Source organism: Mumia spirodelae (genome assembly GCF_050632745.1).
Lineage (GTDB): Bacteria > Actinomycetota > Actinomycetes > Propionibacteriales > Nocardioidaceae > Mumia.
In genome coordinates, this window is record NZ_JBODSD010000003.1 from 98,883 (window position 1) to 115,020 (window position 16,138).

A 16,138-nucleotide genomic window follows, 5' to 3' on the forward strand; every position below is an offset into this window, starting at 1 on the left:
TCTGCCATCGCCGAGACACCTCCCCGGCTGCTGGGCCGAGCCGACGAGCTGCGCACGATCCGCGCGCTGGTCACGGCTGCCCGCAACCAGATCGGCGGCGCCCTCGTGGTCCGCGGCGACCCCGGCATCGGCAAGACGGCACTCCTGAGCGCCGCCACCTCCGGCCTCACCGGTGTGGGGGTCCTCCGGGTCGACGGCTACGAGGCCGAGTCGACGATCGCGTTCTCCGGGCTGCACCGTCTGCTCGCCCCGCTGCGGCGGTACGAGGACGCGCTGCCGGCGTCTCAGCTGCACGCGCTGCGGAACGCCACCGGCACGACCGAGGAGTCCTCGGACGGGCGCCCTCCGGACCGGTTCCTGGTCGGCCTCGGGCTCCTCGGGCTGCTCGCGGCCGCCGGCGCCGAGCGTCCCCTCGTCTGCGCGGTCGACGACGCGCACTGGCTGGACGCGGAGTCGCTCGAGGTCCTGGCGTTCGTGGCGAGGCGGCTGCAGGCCGAGTCGCTGGCGATCGTGCTCGCGGCCCGCGACGACGAGGCGACGACCGCCAGGACGGCGGGGGTGCCGACGCTGCACCTCGGCGGGCTCGACCGCGATGCCGCCCTGACCCTGCTCACGTCGACGGTGCAGGAGCGTCTCGACCCGCTCGCCGCGACGGCCATCGTCCGCGCCACGGGCGGGAACCCGCTCGCGCTGATCGACCTCGCCCGTGGACTCACGGTCGCCGAGCTGACGGCGTCGAGCCTGGGCGACGACCCGATGCCGGTCGGGCGCACGCTCGAGGCGCACTACGTCCGCCAGGTCCGGCGCACCGACGACGGGACCCAACGGTTCCTCCTCGTCGCCGCCGCCGACTCCACCGGGGACGCCGACCTGGTGCTGCGGGCGTCCCAGGCGCTCGGGATCGACGCCACCGCCGCCGACGAGGCCGAGGCCGCGGGCCTGGTGACGCTCGGCCCGTCGATCCGGTTCCGCCATCCGCTCGTCCGCTCCGCGGCGTACTCGTCGTCCCCGGGTCCCGAGCGTCGCCGCGTCCACGCCGCACTCGCCTCCGCCGCGGACCAGCTCGGCCTCGTCGACCTGGAGGCCGTGCACGCGGCCAAGGCCACCGTTGGCACGGACGCCGCGGTCGCGGACCGGCTGGAGCAGGCGGCCGACCGTGCGGGAGAGCGGGGCGGGTACGCGTCCCGGGCCAGCGTGCTGACGCGCGCGGCCGAGCTCACCCCACCCGGGCCCGACCGCGTTCGCCGCCAGGTCGCGGCCGCCGAGGCCGCCCTCGCCGCCGGCGCGGCGCGGGTCGCGTACGGCCTCCTCGCGGAGATCGACCAGCACGGGCTCGACCCCGTGCTGCGGGGCCGGGTGGTCGCGGTGGAGACGGCGCTCGCGATCTTCGTCCCCGACCCCGCCAAGGTCGTCCGCGCGAGCGAGAGCATGCTGCGGGCCGCGGACTTCTTCCACGGCCTCGACCCGGAGCGGGAGCAGCTCGCGCTGGTGCGCGCCTTCGAGTACGCCATGCCGGCCGAGCGACTCCTCGAAGGAGTGAGCCTGGACGAGCTGGGACGCCGGCTCACCGCCGGCGCGGAGCTCGCCGACGGACCGCTGTCCACGATCCTGCGCGGCCTCGGCGCGCACCTCACCCTGCCGTACGCCGACGCAGTGCCGCCGATGCGTGCGGCGGTGGACGCGCTGTCGGAGGTCGGCGACGACCAGCTGCTCGATCTCGGCGCCATCAGCACGTCGCTGACCACCGCCCTGTGGGACGCGCACGCCCGCTACGCCTTCCTCGCGCGGTGTGCCGCGGCGGCACGCGGCCGCGGCGCGCTCCAGGTGCTCGACACCGTGCTGTGGATCCTCTCGCTGGCCGAGCTCAACGGGGGCAGCCCCCATCGGGCCGGCGAGCACGTGGAGCACGTCCGCGAGGTGCGCCGTGCGATCGGCTACGACGCGGAGAACGTCGTCAACGTCTCCTACCTGGCGTGGCAGGGCGCGCCGCGCGCGCAGGTGGACGCGGTCGCGGAGGGCGCACGGGCGCTCGGGTTCGGCGGGGTGCACGCGTCGGCCGCGAGCGCGCTCGCGGCACGGGCGCTCGCCGAAGGGGCGTACGCCGACGCGTACGCGCTCCTCAAGCCGCTGATCGACGACCCGTACCTGCAGGTGACGCCGATCCAGTACCCCGACTTCGTCGAGGCCGCCGTCCGGTCGGGCCGTGCCGCGGAGGCACGGGACTACGTCGAGCTGCTCACCGCGTCGGCGGACGCCAACGGGTCGCCGTGGAACCGCGGGGTCGCCGAGCGGTCACGTGCGCTGGTGTCGGACGACGACGTGGCCGAGGACCACTACAGGGCTGCGGTGGCGGCGCTCGACGGTGCGGCCGTGCCCGTCGAGCGCGCGCGGGCCCACCTGCTCTACGGCGAGTGGCTCCGGCGGGTCCGCCGTCGCGGTGACGCACGCGAGCACCTGGAGCTGGCGGTGGCTGAGCTCGACCGCATCGCCGCCACCGCCTTCGCCGCCCGGGCGCGCGCAGAGCTCGCCGCCGTCGGAGGCGCGGGCGCGTCGCGGGGGAACGGTCGACGGGTCGAGCTGACCGCCCAGGAGGCCACCGTGGCGCGGCTGGCCGCGGCGGGCCGGACCAACGCCGAGATCGGGTCGACGCTCTTCATCAGCGTGAACACGGTCGACTACCACCTGCGCAAGGTGTTCCAGAAGCTCGGGATCTCCTCGCGCCGTCAGCTCGCGGACCGCCGCGACGACCTGCGCTGAGCGCCTACGGGCAGAAGACCTCGAGCAGGCGGGCGCACTCGCGCCGCAGCGTGTCGAGCGCGCCCAGGTCGCCGGCGAGGAAGTCGATCAGCGCCCGGAGGAAGAGCCCGTCGTACAGCGCGTAGGCGACCGGGGACGACATCCGCGACGGGCTGTCGGCGAGCTCGGCGTAGCGGGAGACGACCCGCCAGATCATCTGCTCGAGCAGGAGGTCGATCTCCTTGATCACGCCGACGAGCTCGGTCGTGTACATGCTCTGGTTGCGCAGGTCGTACCACATGCGGTGCAGGGTGGTCTCGTCCTGCAGCGTCATGACCATCGCGTCGGCGAAGCCGTCCCGAAGCTCACCGGGCGTGGTCGCGGACTCGAGGATCGCGTCGTAGTGCTTGACGCAGTCCTGCTTGTACTGCCGGATGCAGTGCTGCATCAGGTCGAGCTTGTCGCTGAAGTAGTAGTGGACGACGCCGTGCGAGTAGGGCGAGTTCTCGGCGATGTCGCGCAGGCTCGTGTGAGCGAAGCCCCGGTCGGCGAGCGTGGTGAGTGCGGAGCTGGCGAGCTCGTCGCGGCGCCGCTCGAACTTGTCGACGGCGGCACGCTCCGCGCGCTCCTGCTGGCGCGTCGCTCGGCTTCCCTTGGTCGTGCTCATCCTCTTCATCGTACGCGCGGTGCCCGCGGCCGGACCGGGCGATGCAGACGAATCTTGACAAATGTCCGCAAAAATCTTGTCAAGCGTCAAGAGATCTGTTCTTCTAAGACAGACGCCGGGTCGAACCGGTGTCGGAAGGGGCTCGGCGCTGGCGGGGGCGGCACCGAGCCCCTCGTACGCCAGACGCCGTTCGCGGACTACGTGACACACGTGGTCCGCGAACGTGCCCCCGGCGGCCAGGCTCTCGGTGACGAGCCGACCCGGGGAGGTGCCGATGGCCTTCGTCACCGTGGACGACGGCGCCCGCATCTTCTACAAGGACTGGGGCCCCGACGGATCTCCTGTCGTGCTGAGCCACGGCTGGCCGCTGAACGCCGACGCGTGGGAGGCGGCGGCGCTGTTCCTCGCCGAGCACGGCCACCGCGCGGTCGCGCACGACCGGCGCGGCCACGGGCGGTCCTCGCAGACGTGGAACGGCAACGAGATGGACACCTACGCCGACGACCTCGCGACGCTCCTCGACACGCTCGACCTCCGCGACGTCACGCTCGTCGGCCACTCGACCGGGGGCGGAGAGGCCGTCCGCTACCTCGCCCGGCACGGCAGCGGCCGGATCGCGCGGCTCGTCCTGGTGTCGGCCGTGCCGCCGATGATGGTGCGGACGGACGACAACCCCGAGGGCCTGCCGATCGCGGTCTTCGACGCGCTGCGCTCCGGCGAGCTCGCCGACCGCTCCCAGCTCTACCGCGACCTCGCCGACGGCCCGTTCTTCGGACACGACCGGCACCCCGTGGACCGAGGGTTCCGCGACGCGTTCTGGATGCAGGGGATGACCGCCGGCCACCGCGCGGCGTACGAGTGCATCGCCGCCTTCTCGGCGACCGACTTCCGCCCCGACCTCGCCGTCGTCGACGTCCCGACCCTGGTGATCCACGGGGACGACGACCGCGTCGTGCCGCTCGGGGTCGGCGGCGAGCGGACGGCAGCGCTGGTCGAGGGCGCCGTGCTGACCGTGTACGAGGGCGGTGCGCACGGGCTCCCCGACACCGCGCGCGACCGCCTCCACCAGGACCTGCTCGCCTTCATCGACGGAACGACCCCACCTGATCGCCGCACCACCAACCGAGAGGACGCACCATGACCGACTCGCCACGCCCCGACACGATCGTGCTCGTGCACGGGCTCTGGATGACACCGCGCAGCTGGGAAGGCTGGGTGGACTACTACGGCGCCAAGGGCTTCACCGTGCTGACGCCCGGCTACCCCGGCTTCGAGATCGAGGTCGAGGCGCTGCGCGAGAACCCGGACATCATCGCCAACCTCACGGTCCCCGAGACCGTCGACCACCTCGCCTCGGTGATCGAGGCGCTCGACGCACCGCCGATCATCATGGGCCACTCCTTCGGTGGCACCCTCACGCAGCTCCTGCTCGCGCGCGGCCTCGGCGCGTCGGGGGTCGTGATCGACTCGGCGCCCACCGAGGGCGTCCGCGTGAACCCCCTGTCGCAGGTGAAGTCGCTGTTCCCGGCCCTGAAGAACCCCGCCAACCTGCACAAGGCGGTCGGGTTCACCGCGGAGGAGTTCCACTACGCCTTCACCAACACGCTGACCCGGGAGGAGTCGGACAAGGTCTGGGAGCGCTACGCGATCCCCGCGCCCGGGAACTGGGTGTGGTCGTACGGCCTCTTCGCGAACTTCAAGCCCGGCCACCAGGAGACGTGGGTCGACTACGACAACGACGACCGCGCTCCCCTGCTGTTCATCGGCGGCGGCGAGGACCACATCATGCCGCCGTCGGTCAACAAGTCGAACGCGAAGCACTACAAGAAGTCGGCGTCGCTCACCGAGTACTACGAGTTCGAGGGTCGCGACCACTGGACGTGCGCCGCTCCGGGATGGGAGGCCGTCGCCGACCACGCGCTCGACTGGGCGCTGGAGCACGCCCGGACGGCACCGCGTACGACGCCCGCCGCCGACGCGTGAGACTGACGCACCTCGGCGGACCGACCGTCCTGGTGGAGCTCGACGGGTGGCGGATCCTCACCGACCCCACCTTCGACCCACCGGGACGGCGGTACGGCTTCGGGTGGGGCACGTCGTCCCGCAAGACGGCCGGCCCGGCGCTCGGGCGGGCGGAGGTCGAGCCGGTCGACCTGGTCCTGCTGAGCCACGACCACCACGCGGACAACCTCGACGACGCCGGGCGCGACCTGCTCGCCCGCGCCGGCGTGGTGGTGACGACCCGTGCGGGCGCGAGGCGGATCGCCGGGGGCGGCGACGTCCGTGGTCTCGCCGCCGGTGACGAGACGGTGGTGCGCGCGGCGGACGGTCGTACGCTCACCGTGCGGGCGACCCCGTGCCGCCACGGCCCCCCGCTCAGCCGTCCGATCGTGGGTCCTGTCGTCGGGTTCGCCGTCCGTCGCGGCGACGAGCCTCGTACCGCCGTCTGGATGACCGGCGACACCGTCCTCCACGGCCCGCTGCGCGCGACCGCGGACGAGCTCGACGTCGACGTGGCGCTGGTGCACGTGGGCAAGGTGCGCTTCCCGATCACCGGACCGCTGCGCTACTCGATGGACGGGGCCGACGCCGTCGCGCTGATCGAGCGGCTCGGACCACGCGTCGCCGTGCCGGTCCACTACGAGGGCTGGTCGCACTTCAGCGAGCCGCCGGCGCACCTGCACGCGGCCGTCGACGCTGCTCCGCCGGACGTCCGGGCGCGGATCGCCTGGCTGGAGCCGGGGGTCGCGCGGGAGGTGTAGGCGGACCCGCCGGTGCCGTGCCATGCTGGCGCCGTGGAGGAGAGCGGCGGGGTCGACCACCGGGTACGCCGCACCGAGCGCGGCACGCTGCTGCGGCGCCGCCTCCCCGAGGCGGACTGCCTGACCTCCGAGCACGAGGCCGCGCTGCTCCGGGTCGTCGCGGCGGTCTCCCCGCTCGCGGTGCCCACGGTGGTCGAGGTCTGGCCCGACGAGGACGTGATGGAGATGGCCGCCCTCCCCGGCGGGCCGCTGCTCCCCCGTCTCGACGCGCTCGACGCGCCGGTACGGGACGGGATCGCGACCGATCTCGGTTCCTTCCTCGCCGCGCTCCATGAGGTCCCGCCGGAGACCGTCGCGGACCTGGTCCCGGTCGACGACACCCCGCTGGGCGAGCTGCGGGACGAGGCGGCCGGCACCCTCGACGTCGTGGACGGGACGCTCACCGCCGACCAGCGGCGTACGGTCGAGCGCTTCGTCGAGGCACCCGCCCCGCCGGCGGCACCCCGGCTCGTGCTGTCCCACAACGACCTCGGCGCCGAGCACGTCTTCGTCGACGCCGACCCGCGCGTCATCACGGGCATCATCGACTGGTCCGACGCCGCGCTGACCGATCCCGCGCTCGACCTCGGTCTCGTCCTCCGCGACCTGGGACGCCGGTCGTTCGAGCACGCCCTTGCCGCCTACGGCAGCGGCGGCGCGGACGAGGGCCTGCGGGAGCGCGCCGTCTTCCACGCACGTGCCCGGGCGCTCGAGGACCTCGCGTACGGTCTCGAGTCCGGCCGGGACGACTACCGGCGCAACGCGCTGCGGGCGATCGCCGAGCTGTTCGCCGATGCCGCCGAGCCGGACGCCGCGCCCTGACCTGGTCGGTCAGTCGCACATGCCGTCCACGACGGCGTCGGTCATCCGGACCGCGACCAGACCGCGCGGCAGCTTGGGCTCGCCCCCGTCCGTCCAGTAGCCGCTGATCGTCGTCTCCGCGTCGATCGTCGCCTTGCGCAGGTCGGCACCGTCGAGCGCGACCGCCTGCCACGACGCGCCGGCGAGCGACCCGGTCACCGTCGCGTCCGCGGCGTCCACGCAGCGCCACTGCGACCCCTGCAGCGAGTCCTCGAAGGTTGTCCCGCGGAAGTAGCCACCGTCCGAGCGCAGTCCCGCCATCGCGCTGGTGATGACCGAGCCGGCGAGGTCGAACGACGGCGGGGTGTCGTCGCCGATCACCGTCACCTCGGTGAGGAGGCTGACGAGCACGCGGCGCTCGTACCGGCTCATCCTCGAGCCGGCCGGAGCCTTGTCGTCCGCGTCGAGGTAGGCGGCCATCATCTGGCTGACCTGCTGCGCCTTCTCGGGGAACGCCTCGACGTAGTTGACGAACCCGTACAGGCCCATGATCCGCGTCGACTCCCGTGGGCTGGTCATCGAGGCGGCGATCGACGTCAGCTGCTGCGACTTGGACTCGGCCCGGTCGAGGGCTACCTGCTGGCTCAACGTCTCCGACTGGCGCGCGAGCGCGGTCGACTGGTCGTGCGTCGACCGCGCCGTCAGGAGGACCGCGACGAGCGTGGCCAGCGCGATGATCGCCGTCCCCGTCTTGCCGATCCGGTCCCACAGCTTGTCGTTCTCGAACCAGTGGCCGATGCTCATGGCCACCACCCCCCGTGCGCCTGAACCCCACCGTCGACGCTAGGGAGACACGGGGTCACGCCCGGCGCGATTGTCAGCCACGGTCCTGCCAGGTGCAGAGGCAGACCTTGTTGCCCTCGGGGTCGGCGAGGACCCAGAAGCTCGGCGCCTCGGCATCGCTGACGAGGGTCCCTCCCGCGGCGAGCGCCGCGTCGATCCGCGGCTGCACCTGCTCGGGCGGGACCCACACGTCGAGGTGCCACCGCTGACGCGGCTCCTCGCGGCCCGACTGCTGGAACCAGATCGTGGGGAAGGCCCCGTACGCGTCGCGGACCTCGTCGTCGACCCCGTTGACGACCTGGTCCTCCGTCGCGGTCACCGCGGCCCAGAACGGGATCACGTCCCGGGACGACGGGCTGTCGAGCGCCAGCTCGAGGCGGGAGACGCTCGCCGACTCCCGTCGTACGCCGTCCCCCGCGTCGGCGACGATCGCGTCGATCCGCCGGGCGAGCCGGACGTCTCGCTCGGTGACTCCGCGGGCGTCGTGGCTGGAGAGCCGCACGTCGACGTGGGAGTACCGGAGGTCGAGCTCCGGATGGTGGTCCATCGCGTCGGCGGCGGCGCCGATCGCGTCGACCACCCGCAGTCCGGTCGCGAAGTCGGGGGTGTGGATGCGGGTCTGCAGACCGCCGAGGAGCAGGACCCAGCCGTCGAGATCCTCGTCGGCGACCTGCTGCCCGGTCAGGGTGTCGGTGCTCATCCCCTCATGCTGCCGCCGTGAGAGGCTGGCGCGCATGCCCACCTTCCCTCCGACGTACGCGGACGACGTGATCGCCTCCCCCGCGCACACCCAGCTCGAGACGTTCCTCGACGAGCACCGCGCGGCGATCCACGACGCGCTCGACGGTCTGACCGAGGAGCAGGCCCGCCGGCGACTCGTGCCGTCGAAGACGACGCTCCTCGGGCTCGTGAAGCACGCGACGTTCGTCGAGAAGGTGTGGTTCGACGAGGCGATCAGCTGCCGGTCCCGCACGGAGATCGGCATCCCGGCGTCGCCCGACGAGTCCTTCGACCTCGCCGACGAGGACACGATCGCGTCGGTGCGAGCGGGGTACCGCGACGCAGTCGAGGCCTCGCGGAGCGCGGCGGCGTCGCTCGACCTGGACGACGTCGTACGAGGCAACCGCCGCGGTCCGCTCCCGCTGCGGTGGGTGTACTTCCACATGCTGCGCGAGATCGCTCAGCACTGCGGGCACGCCGACATCCTGCGGGAGCAGATCCTGGCGGAGGAGTAGACCTCGTGACTTTACGACCGATCGGTCGTATTGTTGCAGGATGACGCTCACCAACGGCACGACGGCAACCACCGACCCCGCGTACGGCGTGGTGATCCCGGTGCGGGTCTACCTCGACGACCTCGACGGCTTCGGGATGCTCAACCACGTCGAGTACGCGCGGCTCTTCGACCACGCGGTCATCGACTTCTGGACCGACGCCGGCTGGGTGCTCGACCCGACCGAGTCCGTGCAGGTCATCCGCGACCTCCAGCTGAGGTTCCACCAGCCGATCACCGCGGTCGGCGACGTGGCGGTCCACCTGTGGGTCGAGGAGGCGGGGCGCACGAACGTGAACTACCGGTTCCAGATCCTGTCCGCGGACCTCCAGACGCTGCACGCCGAGGGATCACGCCGCCTGATCAACCTCGATCCGGCGACGCTGCGCCCGGTGCCGCTGACCGAGGAGCAGTGGGCGTACGCGGCGCCGCTCCTCGCCGACGACCTCGTACGACCGACGGCCTGAGCCGGGGACGCCGACCCGCTTCAGCCCAGCGCGTCGATCACGTCGAAGGCGCAGGAGACCGCGAGCTCGAGCTCGGCGTCGTCCTCGAAGAGCGCGTGGCGGACGCTGCCGGCGGCGAGGAAGGCGTCGAGCGCGAAGGCCGCCTTGCGGCCGTCGCCACCTGCGAGGGCGGCGTCGGACGCGAGGACCTCGAGCCACTCGCGCTTGAGCGCCCGCACCGCGTCGGCGACGCCCCCCTGCTGGGCGCCGTACTCGGCCGACGTGGTGACGAGGAAGCAACCGCCGGGGAACACGTGCCGACGCACGTACGCTGCCCAGCTCTCGACGAGGGCACGCAACCGCGGCGCACCCGCCTCGACCGTCCACACCGGCGCGACCACCTCGGCGACGAACACGCGGCGTGCCTCGGCGATCGCCGCGAGCTGGATCGCCTCCCGGTTCTCGAAGACGGTGAGGATGCCGCTCTTGCTCACCCCCGTCGCGGTCGCGAGCTGCCCGACCGAGACCGAGTCGAGGCCGTGGAGCGTGGCCTGGTCGGCGGCGTACCGCGCGACCTTCTGCCGCGTCGCGTCGCCCCGGGCCCGGCGCCCGTCGGTCGTCATGCTCATGGGTCGAGTCTAGGTCGGCGCGACGCTCGCCCTCACGCCGTCGCGACAAGGAGCGACGCGACCGCGAGCACGACCGACAGCGGCGTCATGGTGACGCGCTCCTTCGTGCTGCGCGACATCGCGTTGACCGCGACGCTGAGCGCGGCGAACCCGAACACGACCCAGGCACCGACGTCAGCCGCCGCCTCCGGCAGCACGTCGATCTCGCCGGCACGGTCCAGGACGACGACGGCCATCACCGCGTACACCGGGATCGTGCACGCGCTGGCGATCCGCAACGGCGTCGGCAAGGTCTCGTGCTGCCCGCCCCACGCGAACGCGCCCCACGGCAGGCCGCAGGCGAGCGCGAGCTGGAGGGCGGCGAGCAGGACCAGGACCGCGACGACGATCCACGCGGCCACCACGGAGGGAGCCTAGCGCGAGCAGGGGTCGGCTCAGCGTGCCGCGCGGTCGAACTCGGCCCGCGCCTGGACGATCTCCTCCTGGTGCTCCTCGGTCCACCGCACGAGGGACTGGATCGTGCCGAGCAGCGTGCAGCCGAGGGCGGTGAGGTGGTACTCGACGCGGGGCGGGACCTCGGCGTACACCGTCCGGCAGATCAGGCCGTCCCGCTCGAGGTTGCGCAGAGTCACGGTCAGCATGCGCTGGCTGATGCCGTCGATCGCACGCCGCAGCTCGTTGAACCGCATGGTCTTCTCCTCGAGCAACGAGATGACCAGCAGCGACCACTTGTCGGCGATCCGGTCGAGGATCTGCCGCACCTCGCAGTTCTCCCGCGCGTCCCACTGGAACACGTCCCAGCAGTCCTCGCCGTCCACGGTCACCTCGGAGGAACCAGGTGACGTTGAAGTGCGTACTTCCGCCATGGCTCCATGCTCACCCAGACTGAAGGCAGTTACAAGAGGTAACCAGTATCCGATCAGGTAACCGGAGGACAGCCCGTGGCCACGACGCCCACCATCGACCGGACCGAGCCGCAGATGACCGCACGCGCATGGGGCGTCCTTCTCGTCCTGTGCGGAGCGCTGTTCCTGGAGGGCGTCGACATCGCGATGCTCAACGTCGCCGTCCCCGCGATCGTCGACGACCTCGACATCGCGACCGGGTCGGCGCACTGGATCATCAGCGCGTACGTCCTCGGCTACGCGGGCTTCATGCTCCTCGGCGGGCGCTCGGCGGACCTGTTCGGCCGACGTCGCGTGTTCCTGGTCGGGCTGACCGTGTTCGTGGCGTTCTCCGGCATCGGAGGGTTCGCCGACTCCGGCTGGCTCCTCGTGGCGGCCCGGTTCGCGACGGGTGTCGCGGCCGGCTTCATGACACCGGCAGGGTTCAGCATCGTCACGACCAGCTTCCCCGAGGGCCCGCTCCGGATCCGCGCGCTCACGGTGTACGGCGCCGTCGGGGCGGGCGGGTTCACGCTCGGGATGGTCGCGGGCGGGGTGCTCACCTCGGCAGGGTGGCGCTGGGTCTTCTTCGCCCCGGTGCTCCTCGGCGCGCTGCTGCTCGTCGCCGGCCGTGCGCTCATCCGTCCCGACACACCGCACGACCGCCCGACGAGCGGCTTCGACATCGGTGGAGCCGTCGCGGTGACCGGCGCGATGGTCTCGCTCGTCCTCGGCATCGTGAACCTGGGCGAGGGGCACACCTCCAGCGGCGTGGTCGCGCTGGTGGTCGCCGCCGTGCTCCTCGCGGGCTTCGTCGCGATCGAGCGACACGCGGCGGCACCGCTCGTCCGCCTGAGCATCCTGCGCCACGGGCTGCTCCTCGCGACCAGCACGTCGGGCCTGCTGTTCATGGCCGCGTTCTTCGGCTTCCAGCTGGTCGTGACGCTCTACCTCCAGGACCTCCGCGGCTGGAGCCCGCTCGAGACCGGCCTGACGTTCGCCATCATGGGCGCCGACCTGGTGCTGGCCCCGCTGCTCACGCCGCGGCTCGTACGCACCGCGGGCAACGTCGTCGTCATGACAGCCGGGTTCGTCAGCGCCGCGATCGCCTTCGGGCTGCTGCTGCGTCTGGGGTCCGACTGGACGTACCTCGACCTCCTGCCGACGCTGCTGCTGGTCGCCGTCGCCTTCGCGCTCGTGTACGGCCCGCTGACCGCGGCGGCGACCGAAGGCCTCGACGAGTCCGAGCACGGTGTCGCCGGCGGGATCGTCAACACCGCGTTCCAGTTCGGCGCCGCGCTGGGACTCTCGCTGGTGACGATCGTCCTGGTCGGGGACGGCTCCGGCGTGGCCACGCTCGAGGACTACCGGCGGGCCCTCGTCGTCCCCGCCGTCGCTGCCCTGCTCGCGGTCGTGGTCGGCGTCACCGCCTGGATCCGCCCGCGACCCGTGAGCGCGACCTGACCTCGAGCCCCTGTCAGCGGGAGCGGTCGGACGCCCCGCGCAGCAGGAGCCCGACGTTCACCGCGACCACCACGACGGCGGCGACCACCGCTGCCGCGACGAGCGTTCCCGAGGTCTCCCGCACGGCCACCACCACGCCGACCAGCGCCCAGACGAGCGTCGCCGCGTACGCCCACGAGCCTCCGAGGTAGACGCTGATCGCCGAGGCGATGACGGCCGTGAGCAGCAGGACGCCGACCTGCCAGCCGACCTCGTCGCCGTCGAGCCAGCCGGCGTCGACCAGCGCCGTACAGACGTTGAGGACTCCCGCCGCCGTCACCCAGCCTGCGTAGACGCCCGTCGTGACGAGTGCGAGGGGGCGCAGCCACCCAGGGGCCGCGGGATCGGCTGCGGACCGTGCCACCGCACGGGCGGCGTCGACGGCGACCACGACCATGGCGACGAGCACCAGCGCCGTCGCCCACGACCACTCGAGCGCGGAGACGACGATCCACAGCGCGGCACCGGCGTACAGGAGCAGAAGGTCTCGAAGGAGACGGTCCGGCGCCGCTGTGCCGGTGGTGCGCTTCACCACCACCACGACGCCGTAGACGATCGTCAGCAGGTAGACGAGGCTCCAGATCGAGAAGGTGTAGCCGGCCGGCGTGATCAGCAGGTCCTCGCCCTGGCTGCTCGGGGGCGCTCCGAGGTCTCCGAGGGCCTGGAACGCCGGCACCACGACCTGGAGCAGGGCCGCTCCCAGCACGGCCCACGCGAGCGGGGCGGACGGTTTCGTCGGGGCTGCGGCTGTCGTCGGGTGCGCCATCCGTGACGACGCTACCGGCCGGGCGCGATGCACACCGATCGCCGATGAGCGCTCCGGTCCCTACCGTGGACGGATGGGACTCGAAGCCGACTACCCGGCTGCCCGAGTGAGCGACCCGGCCGACAGCGTTCCGATCTACAGCGGCCGACGGGTGATCGCGTACCTGGGCCCGGACGACCACTTCCACTCGGCGGCGACCAACGTGACCTGCCGGATCCACCGCCGCAACGGCACCTGGTACAAGCTGCTCAACCCCGGCGGCTGGGACCCGACCGCCGCGACCGCGTACGTCTCGGCGGCCCGCACGTTCCTGCTGAACACCGAGGCGCCGAACCCGATGCACGACTGCGTCGGCAACACCGACCAGCCCGGCCCACCCTGGTGGCGGGACATCGTCATCACGACGTCCATCGCCGGGATCGGCATCGCGGCCGCCGTGGCCGCGCGCAGGTTCCTGCGAGAGCGCCGACCCGGGCCGCTGCCGCCACCGGTCGTCCCCGAGGTCGACGGACCCGGGCGCATGCCGGGGGCCTGAGCGCTGCGTCAGCGAAAACGGTCGAGCGCCGCGCGCAGGTCGTCGACGGCGGCCGGGAGATCGGCGCGCCGCTCGGCGGCCTCGGCCCGCGCACGGGCGACGGCGTCGTCGGCCACGCCGGCGCGCCCCTCCACGTGGTCGGCGAACGCGAGGGCGTCGCGTTGGTCGCCGAGCAGGTCGTGGATCCGCTCGGCCGCGTCGGCGAGCGCCTTCGCCTTGGCGCCGAACAGCGCCACGGGTGGCCGCGTGACCGCCTCGACGGCGTAGCGCAGACGCCGCGCCGACTTGCGCACCTCGTGCAGGGCGGCGACGTCGTCCGGGTTCGCCGCTGCGCTGTCGGCCCGGCGCAGCACGCGGTCGCCTTCCTTCACGAGCCGGCGCCGCACCCCGCGCTTGGTCCGACGGCGCGCCTTGTCCGTGAGCGGCGGGGCGTCGAGGAACGCCGTGAGCTCGGCCCGGCGCTCGGCCGCCGCGACGGTCACCCCCCGGCGTACGACCTGTCGGTGGGACACGCGGTAGTCGTCCCGCAGTCCCGCGAGCAGCCGGCCGGTCGCCGGAGCGGTCCCGTCCGCGGCGAGGAACCGCTCGGCGGCGGCGATCCGCACCTCGAGGTCGCGCGCCGCTCCGAGCTCACGACCCCACTCCCGGTAGGCGACGTGGAGGCGGTGGACGGCGTCGTCGTCGAAGAACGGCCGGTACGCCGCGAGGGCGCTGCGCAACCGGCGTACCGCCTTGCGGTGGGCGTGGACGCCGTCCGGCTGATCCAGCAGCGCCGGTCCGAGCGTGGCGTCGAGACCGTCGGCGATCGCCCGCAGGCCTGTGACGGCAGCGTCCCCGGCATCGGCGGGTCTTCCTGAACCGTCGCTCATGGAGGGACGGTACTCCGACACGCGCGCCCCATGGGATGCGCAAGACTGCGGACGTGCTGCACCTACGCATCGTCGCGCCGTCGGACCTGACCGACGAGGTGACCGCGCTGCTCACGGCGGACACGGCGGTCAGCACCGTCGTCGTGGTCCGGGGCGCGGCCGCCAAACCGCCCGGCGACCTCGTCGAGGCCGACATCGCCCGCGAGGCGGCGAACGAGGTGGTCGACCGGCTCCGCGAGCTCGGCGTGCACCGGCGCGGCACCGTCCAGCTCGACCCGGTCGAGACCTGGCTGTCCCGGGCCGGGTACGACGCCGAGAAGCTCACGCCCGGCAGCAGCGCCGACTCGGTGGTGTGGGCCGAGGTCACGCAGCAGGCCTACGAGGACTCCGAGGCCAACTGGACGTTCATGTCGTTCATGGTCCTCGCGACCACCCTCGCGTCGATCGCGATCGTCGTGGACTCGTTGATCCTGGTGATCGGCGCGATGGTGCTCGGACCGGAGTTCGGCGCGATCGCCGCGCTCGGGGTCGCCCTCGTACGCCGCCGCTACCAGCTCCTCGTCCTCGCGGTGCGAACGCTGGTGTGGGGGTTCGTGCTCGCGATCCTGGTCACGACGTGCCTGGTCCTCGTCGCGCGGCTTGCGGGCTGGATCACTCCGGACATCCTGGCGGAGCCCCGACCCGACACCGCGTTCATCTACTCGCCGGACAAGTGGTCGTTCGTCGTCGCGGTCATCGCCGCGTCTGCCGGGGTCCTCTCCCTCACCTCGGCCAAGATCGGCGGGCTCTCGGGTGTCTTCATCTCGGTGACGACGATCCCGGCGGCAGGCAACGTCGCGCTCGGCCTGGCGTTCGCCCACTGGGACGAGGTCTGGGGCAGCTCGCTCCAGCTCCTCGTCAACATCTCCGGGATGGCGCTGGCGGGGTGGGCCACGCTCGCCGTCCAGCAGACGGTGTGGTCGCGGGTCTCGCGCCAGCGCGCACGGCTCATGCGACGACGCCAAGGGCGCTGACAAGGGGCGCCCGGGCACACGGAGCAGGAATCGAGAAGCACCTCGCGGGAGCCGTTCCTACCGTGGAGGCATGTGCATGAACGTCACGTCCGCGCGCAGCGCGCCGAGCAGTCCCGCGACCCTGGAGCACCTGGCCGAGGTCGTCCGGCTCCGCCGCGTCCGGGACCGGATCGCCCGCGACTACGCCCTGCCGTTGGACGTCGAAGCCCTCGCCCGTGGAGCCGGCATCTCCGCACGGGTCCTGAGCCAGCAGTTCGCGCTCGTGTACGGGGCATCGCCCTACGCGTACGTGACGGCGCTGCGCGCCGCGCGACCGACGCAGCCGGCCGCCCCTCGCCTGTTCGCGACCGCCGGGGCAGACTGACCCCGAGG

General features: G+C 72.7%; 19 protein-coding genes. 11 read left to right on the plus strand and 8 right to left on the minus strand.

Annotated features, from left to right (window positions below):
• Positions 1–30: 30 nt before the first annotated feature.
• A complete protein-coding gene (locus tag ACQSSQ_RS15985) occupies positions 31–2,757 on the plus strand; it encodes an AAA family ATPase (protein ID WP_431328482.1) in 2,727 nt (908 codons plus the stop codon).
• A 4-nt stretch (positions 2,758–2,761) separates the two neighbouring features.
• Here the strand turns inward: ACQSSQ_RS15985 and ACQSSQ_RS15990 are convergent, their stop codons facing one another.
• On the minus strand, positions 2,762–3,403 hold the full coding sequence (locus ACQSSQ_RS15990; protein ID WP_431328106.1) for a TetR/AcrR family transcriptional regulator: 642 nt from the start codon (positions 3,401–3,403) through the stop codon (positions 2,762–2,764).
• 274 nt (positions 3,404–3,677) lie between these two features.
• Here ACQSSQ_RS15990 and ACQSSQ_RS15995 point away from each other — a divergent pair, with 274 nt between their 5' ends.
• Genes ACQSSQ_RS15995 through ACQSSQ_RS16010 form a run of 4 tightly spaced genes read left to right on the plus strand, consistent with a single transcriptional unit; the run spans position 3,678 to position 7,026 of the window.
• Complete coding sequence (locus tag ACQSSQ_RS15995) at positions 3,678–4,544, plus strand: alpha/beta fold hydrolase (protein ID WP_431328107.1); 867 nt, start codon at positions 3,678–3,680, stop codon at positions 4,542–4,544.
• Complete coding sequence (locus ACQSSQ_RS16000; protein ID WP_431328108.1) at positions 4,541–5,386, plus strand: alpha/beta hydrolase; 846 nt, start codon at positions 4,541–4,543, stop codon at positions 5,384–5,386. Before ACQSSQ_RS15995 ends, ACQSSQ_RS16000 begins: the two co-directional genes overlap by 4 nt.
• Complete coding sequence (locus ACQSSQ_RS16005) at positions 5,383–6,165, plus strand: MBL fold metallo-hydrolase (RefSeq protein ID WP_431328109.1); 783 nt, start codon at positions 5,383–5,385, stop codon at positions 6,163–6,165. The genes ACQSSQ_RS16000 and ACQSSQ_RS16005 overlap by 4 nt, the downstream gene beginning before the upstream one ends.
• A 33-nt stretch (positions 6,166–6,198) precedes the next feature.
• Positions 6,199–7,026: a phosphotransferase family protein gene (locus tag ACQSSQ_RS16010; RefSeq protein WP_431328110.1), complete on the plus strand. Its 828-nt coding sequence runs from the start codon at positions 6,199–6,201 to the stop codon at positions 7,024–7,026.
• Positions 7,027–7,035: 9 nt separating this feature from the next.
• Here ACQSSQ_RS16010 and ACQSSQ_RS16015 read toward each other — a convergent pair whose 3' ends face one another.
• On the minus strand, positions 7,036–7,809 hold the full coding sequence (locus ACQSSQ_RS16015; protein ID WP_431328111.1) for a hypothetical protein: 774 nt from the start codon (positions 7,807–7,809) through the stop codon (positions 7,036–7,038).
• 73 nt (positions 7,810–7,882) lie between these two features.
• A complete protein-coding gene (locus ACQSSQ_RS16020) occupies positions 7,883–8,548 on the minus strand; it encodes a 4a-hydroxytetrahydrobiopterin dehydratase (protein WP_431328112.1) in 666 nt (221 codons plus the stop codon).
• Positions 8,549–8,582: 34 nt separating this feature from the next.
• Between ACQSSQ_RS16020 and ACQSSQ_RS16025 the strand changes: the two genes are divergently transcribed.
• Both ACQSSQ_RS16025 and ACQSSQ_RS16030 read left to right on the plus strand, forming a co-directional pair.
• Positions 8,583–9,083, plus strand: coding sequence for a DinB family protein (locus tag ACQSSQ_RS16025; RefSeq protein WP_431328113.1), 501 nt, complete (start codon positions 8,583–8,585; stop codon positions 9,081–9,083).
• A gap of 40 nt (positions 9,084–9,123) precedes the next feature.
• Positions 9,124–9,588: an acyl-CoA thioesterase gene (locus ACQSSQ_RS16030; RefSeq protein WP_431328114.1), complete on the plus strand. Its 465-nt coding sequence runs from the start codon at positions 9,124–9,126 to the stop codon at positions 9,586–9,588.
• A 20-nt stretch (positions 9,589–9,608) separates the two neighbouring features.
• Here the strand turns inward: ACQSSQ_RS16030 and ACQSSQ_RS16035 are convergent, their stop codons facing one another.
• Genes ACQSSQ_RS16035 through ACQSSQ_RS16045 form a run of 3 tightly spaced genes read right to left on the minus strand, consistent with a single transcriptional unit; the run spans position 9,609 to position 11,020 of the window.
• Positions 9,609–10,196 carry a TetR/AcrR family transcriptional regulator gene (locus ACQSSQ_RS16035; protein ID WP_431328115.1) on the minus strand — a complete coding sequence of 196 codons (588 nt, stop codon included), beginning with the start codon at positions 10,194–10,196 and terminating at the stop codon, positions 9,609–9,611.
• Between the two features lie 32 nt (positions 10,197–10,228).
• Positions 10,229–10,600 (minus strand): hypothetical protein, encoded by a 372-nt coding sequence (locus ACQSSQ_RS16040; protein ID WP_431328116.1) that lies wholly within the window; start codon positions 10,598–10,600, stop codon positions 10,229–10,231.
• 30 nt (positions 10,601–10,630) lie between these two features.
• The gene (locus ACQSSQ_RS16045) at positions 10,631–11,020 is read right to left on the minus strand and encodes a winged helix-turn-helix transcriptional regulator (RefSeq protein WP_431328117.1); all 390 of its coding nucleotides are present in this window, start codon (positions 11,018–11,020) and stop codon (positions 10,631–10,633) included.
• 117 nt (positions 11,021–11,137) lie between these two features.
• Between ACQSSQ_RS16045 and ACQSSQ_RS16050 the strand changes: the two genes are divergently transcribed.
• Positions 11,138–12,544, plus strand: coding sequence for an MFS transporter (locus ACQSSQ_RS16050; RefSeq protein WP_431328118.1), 1,407 nt, complete (start codon positions 11,138–11,140; stop codon positions 12,542–12,544).
• A gap of 13 nt (positions 12,545–12,557) precedes the next feature.
• Here the strand turns inward: ACQSSQ_RS16050 and ACQSSQ_RS16055 are convergent, their stop codons facing one another.
• Entirely contained in the window at positions 12,558–13,349 is a 792-nt protein-coding gene (locus ACQSSQ_RS16055; protein WP_431328119.1) for a hypothetical protein, read from the minus strand.
• A gap of 73 nt (positions 13,350–13,422) precedes the next feature.
• Between ACQSSQ_RS16055 and ACQSSQ_RS16060 the strand changes: the two genes are divergently transcribed.
• Positions 13,423–13,884, plus strand: coding sequence for a hypothetical protein (locus ACQSSQ_RS16060; protein WP_431328120.1), 462 nt, complete (start codon positions 13,423–13,425; stop codon positions 13,882–13,884).
• 8 nt (positions 13,885–13,892) lie between these two features.
• Here the strand turns inward: ACQSSQ_RS16060 and ACQSSQ_RS16065 are convergent, their stop codons facing one another.
• Positions 13,893–14,753, minus strand: coding sequence for a CHAD domain-containing protein (locus ACQSSQ_RS16065; RefSeq protein ID WP_431328121.1), 861 nt, complete (start codon positions 14,751–14,753; stop codon positions 13,893–13,895).
• A gap of 53 nt (positions 14,754–14,806) precedes the next feature.
• Between ACQSSQ_RS16065 and ACQSSQ_RS16070 the strand changes: the two genes are divergently transcribed.
• The gene (locus ACQSSQ_RS16070) at positions 14,807–15,766 is read left to right on the plus strand and encodes a DUF389 domain-containing protein (protein WP_431328122.1); all 960 of its coding nucleotides are present in this window, start codon (positions 14,807–14,809) and stop codon (positions 15,764–15,766) included.
• 70 nt (positions 15,767–15,836) lie between these two features.
• Positions 15,837–16,130, plus strand: a complete 294-nt coding sequence (locus ACQSSQ_RS16075) for a helix-turn-helix transcriptional regulator (protein ID WP_431328123.1) — start codon at positions 15,837–15,839, stop codon at positions 16,128–16,130.
• The last annotated feature ends 8 nt before the right edge of the window (positions 16,131–16,138 follow it).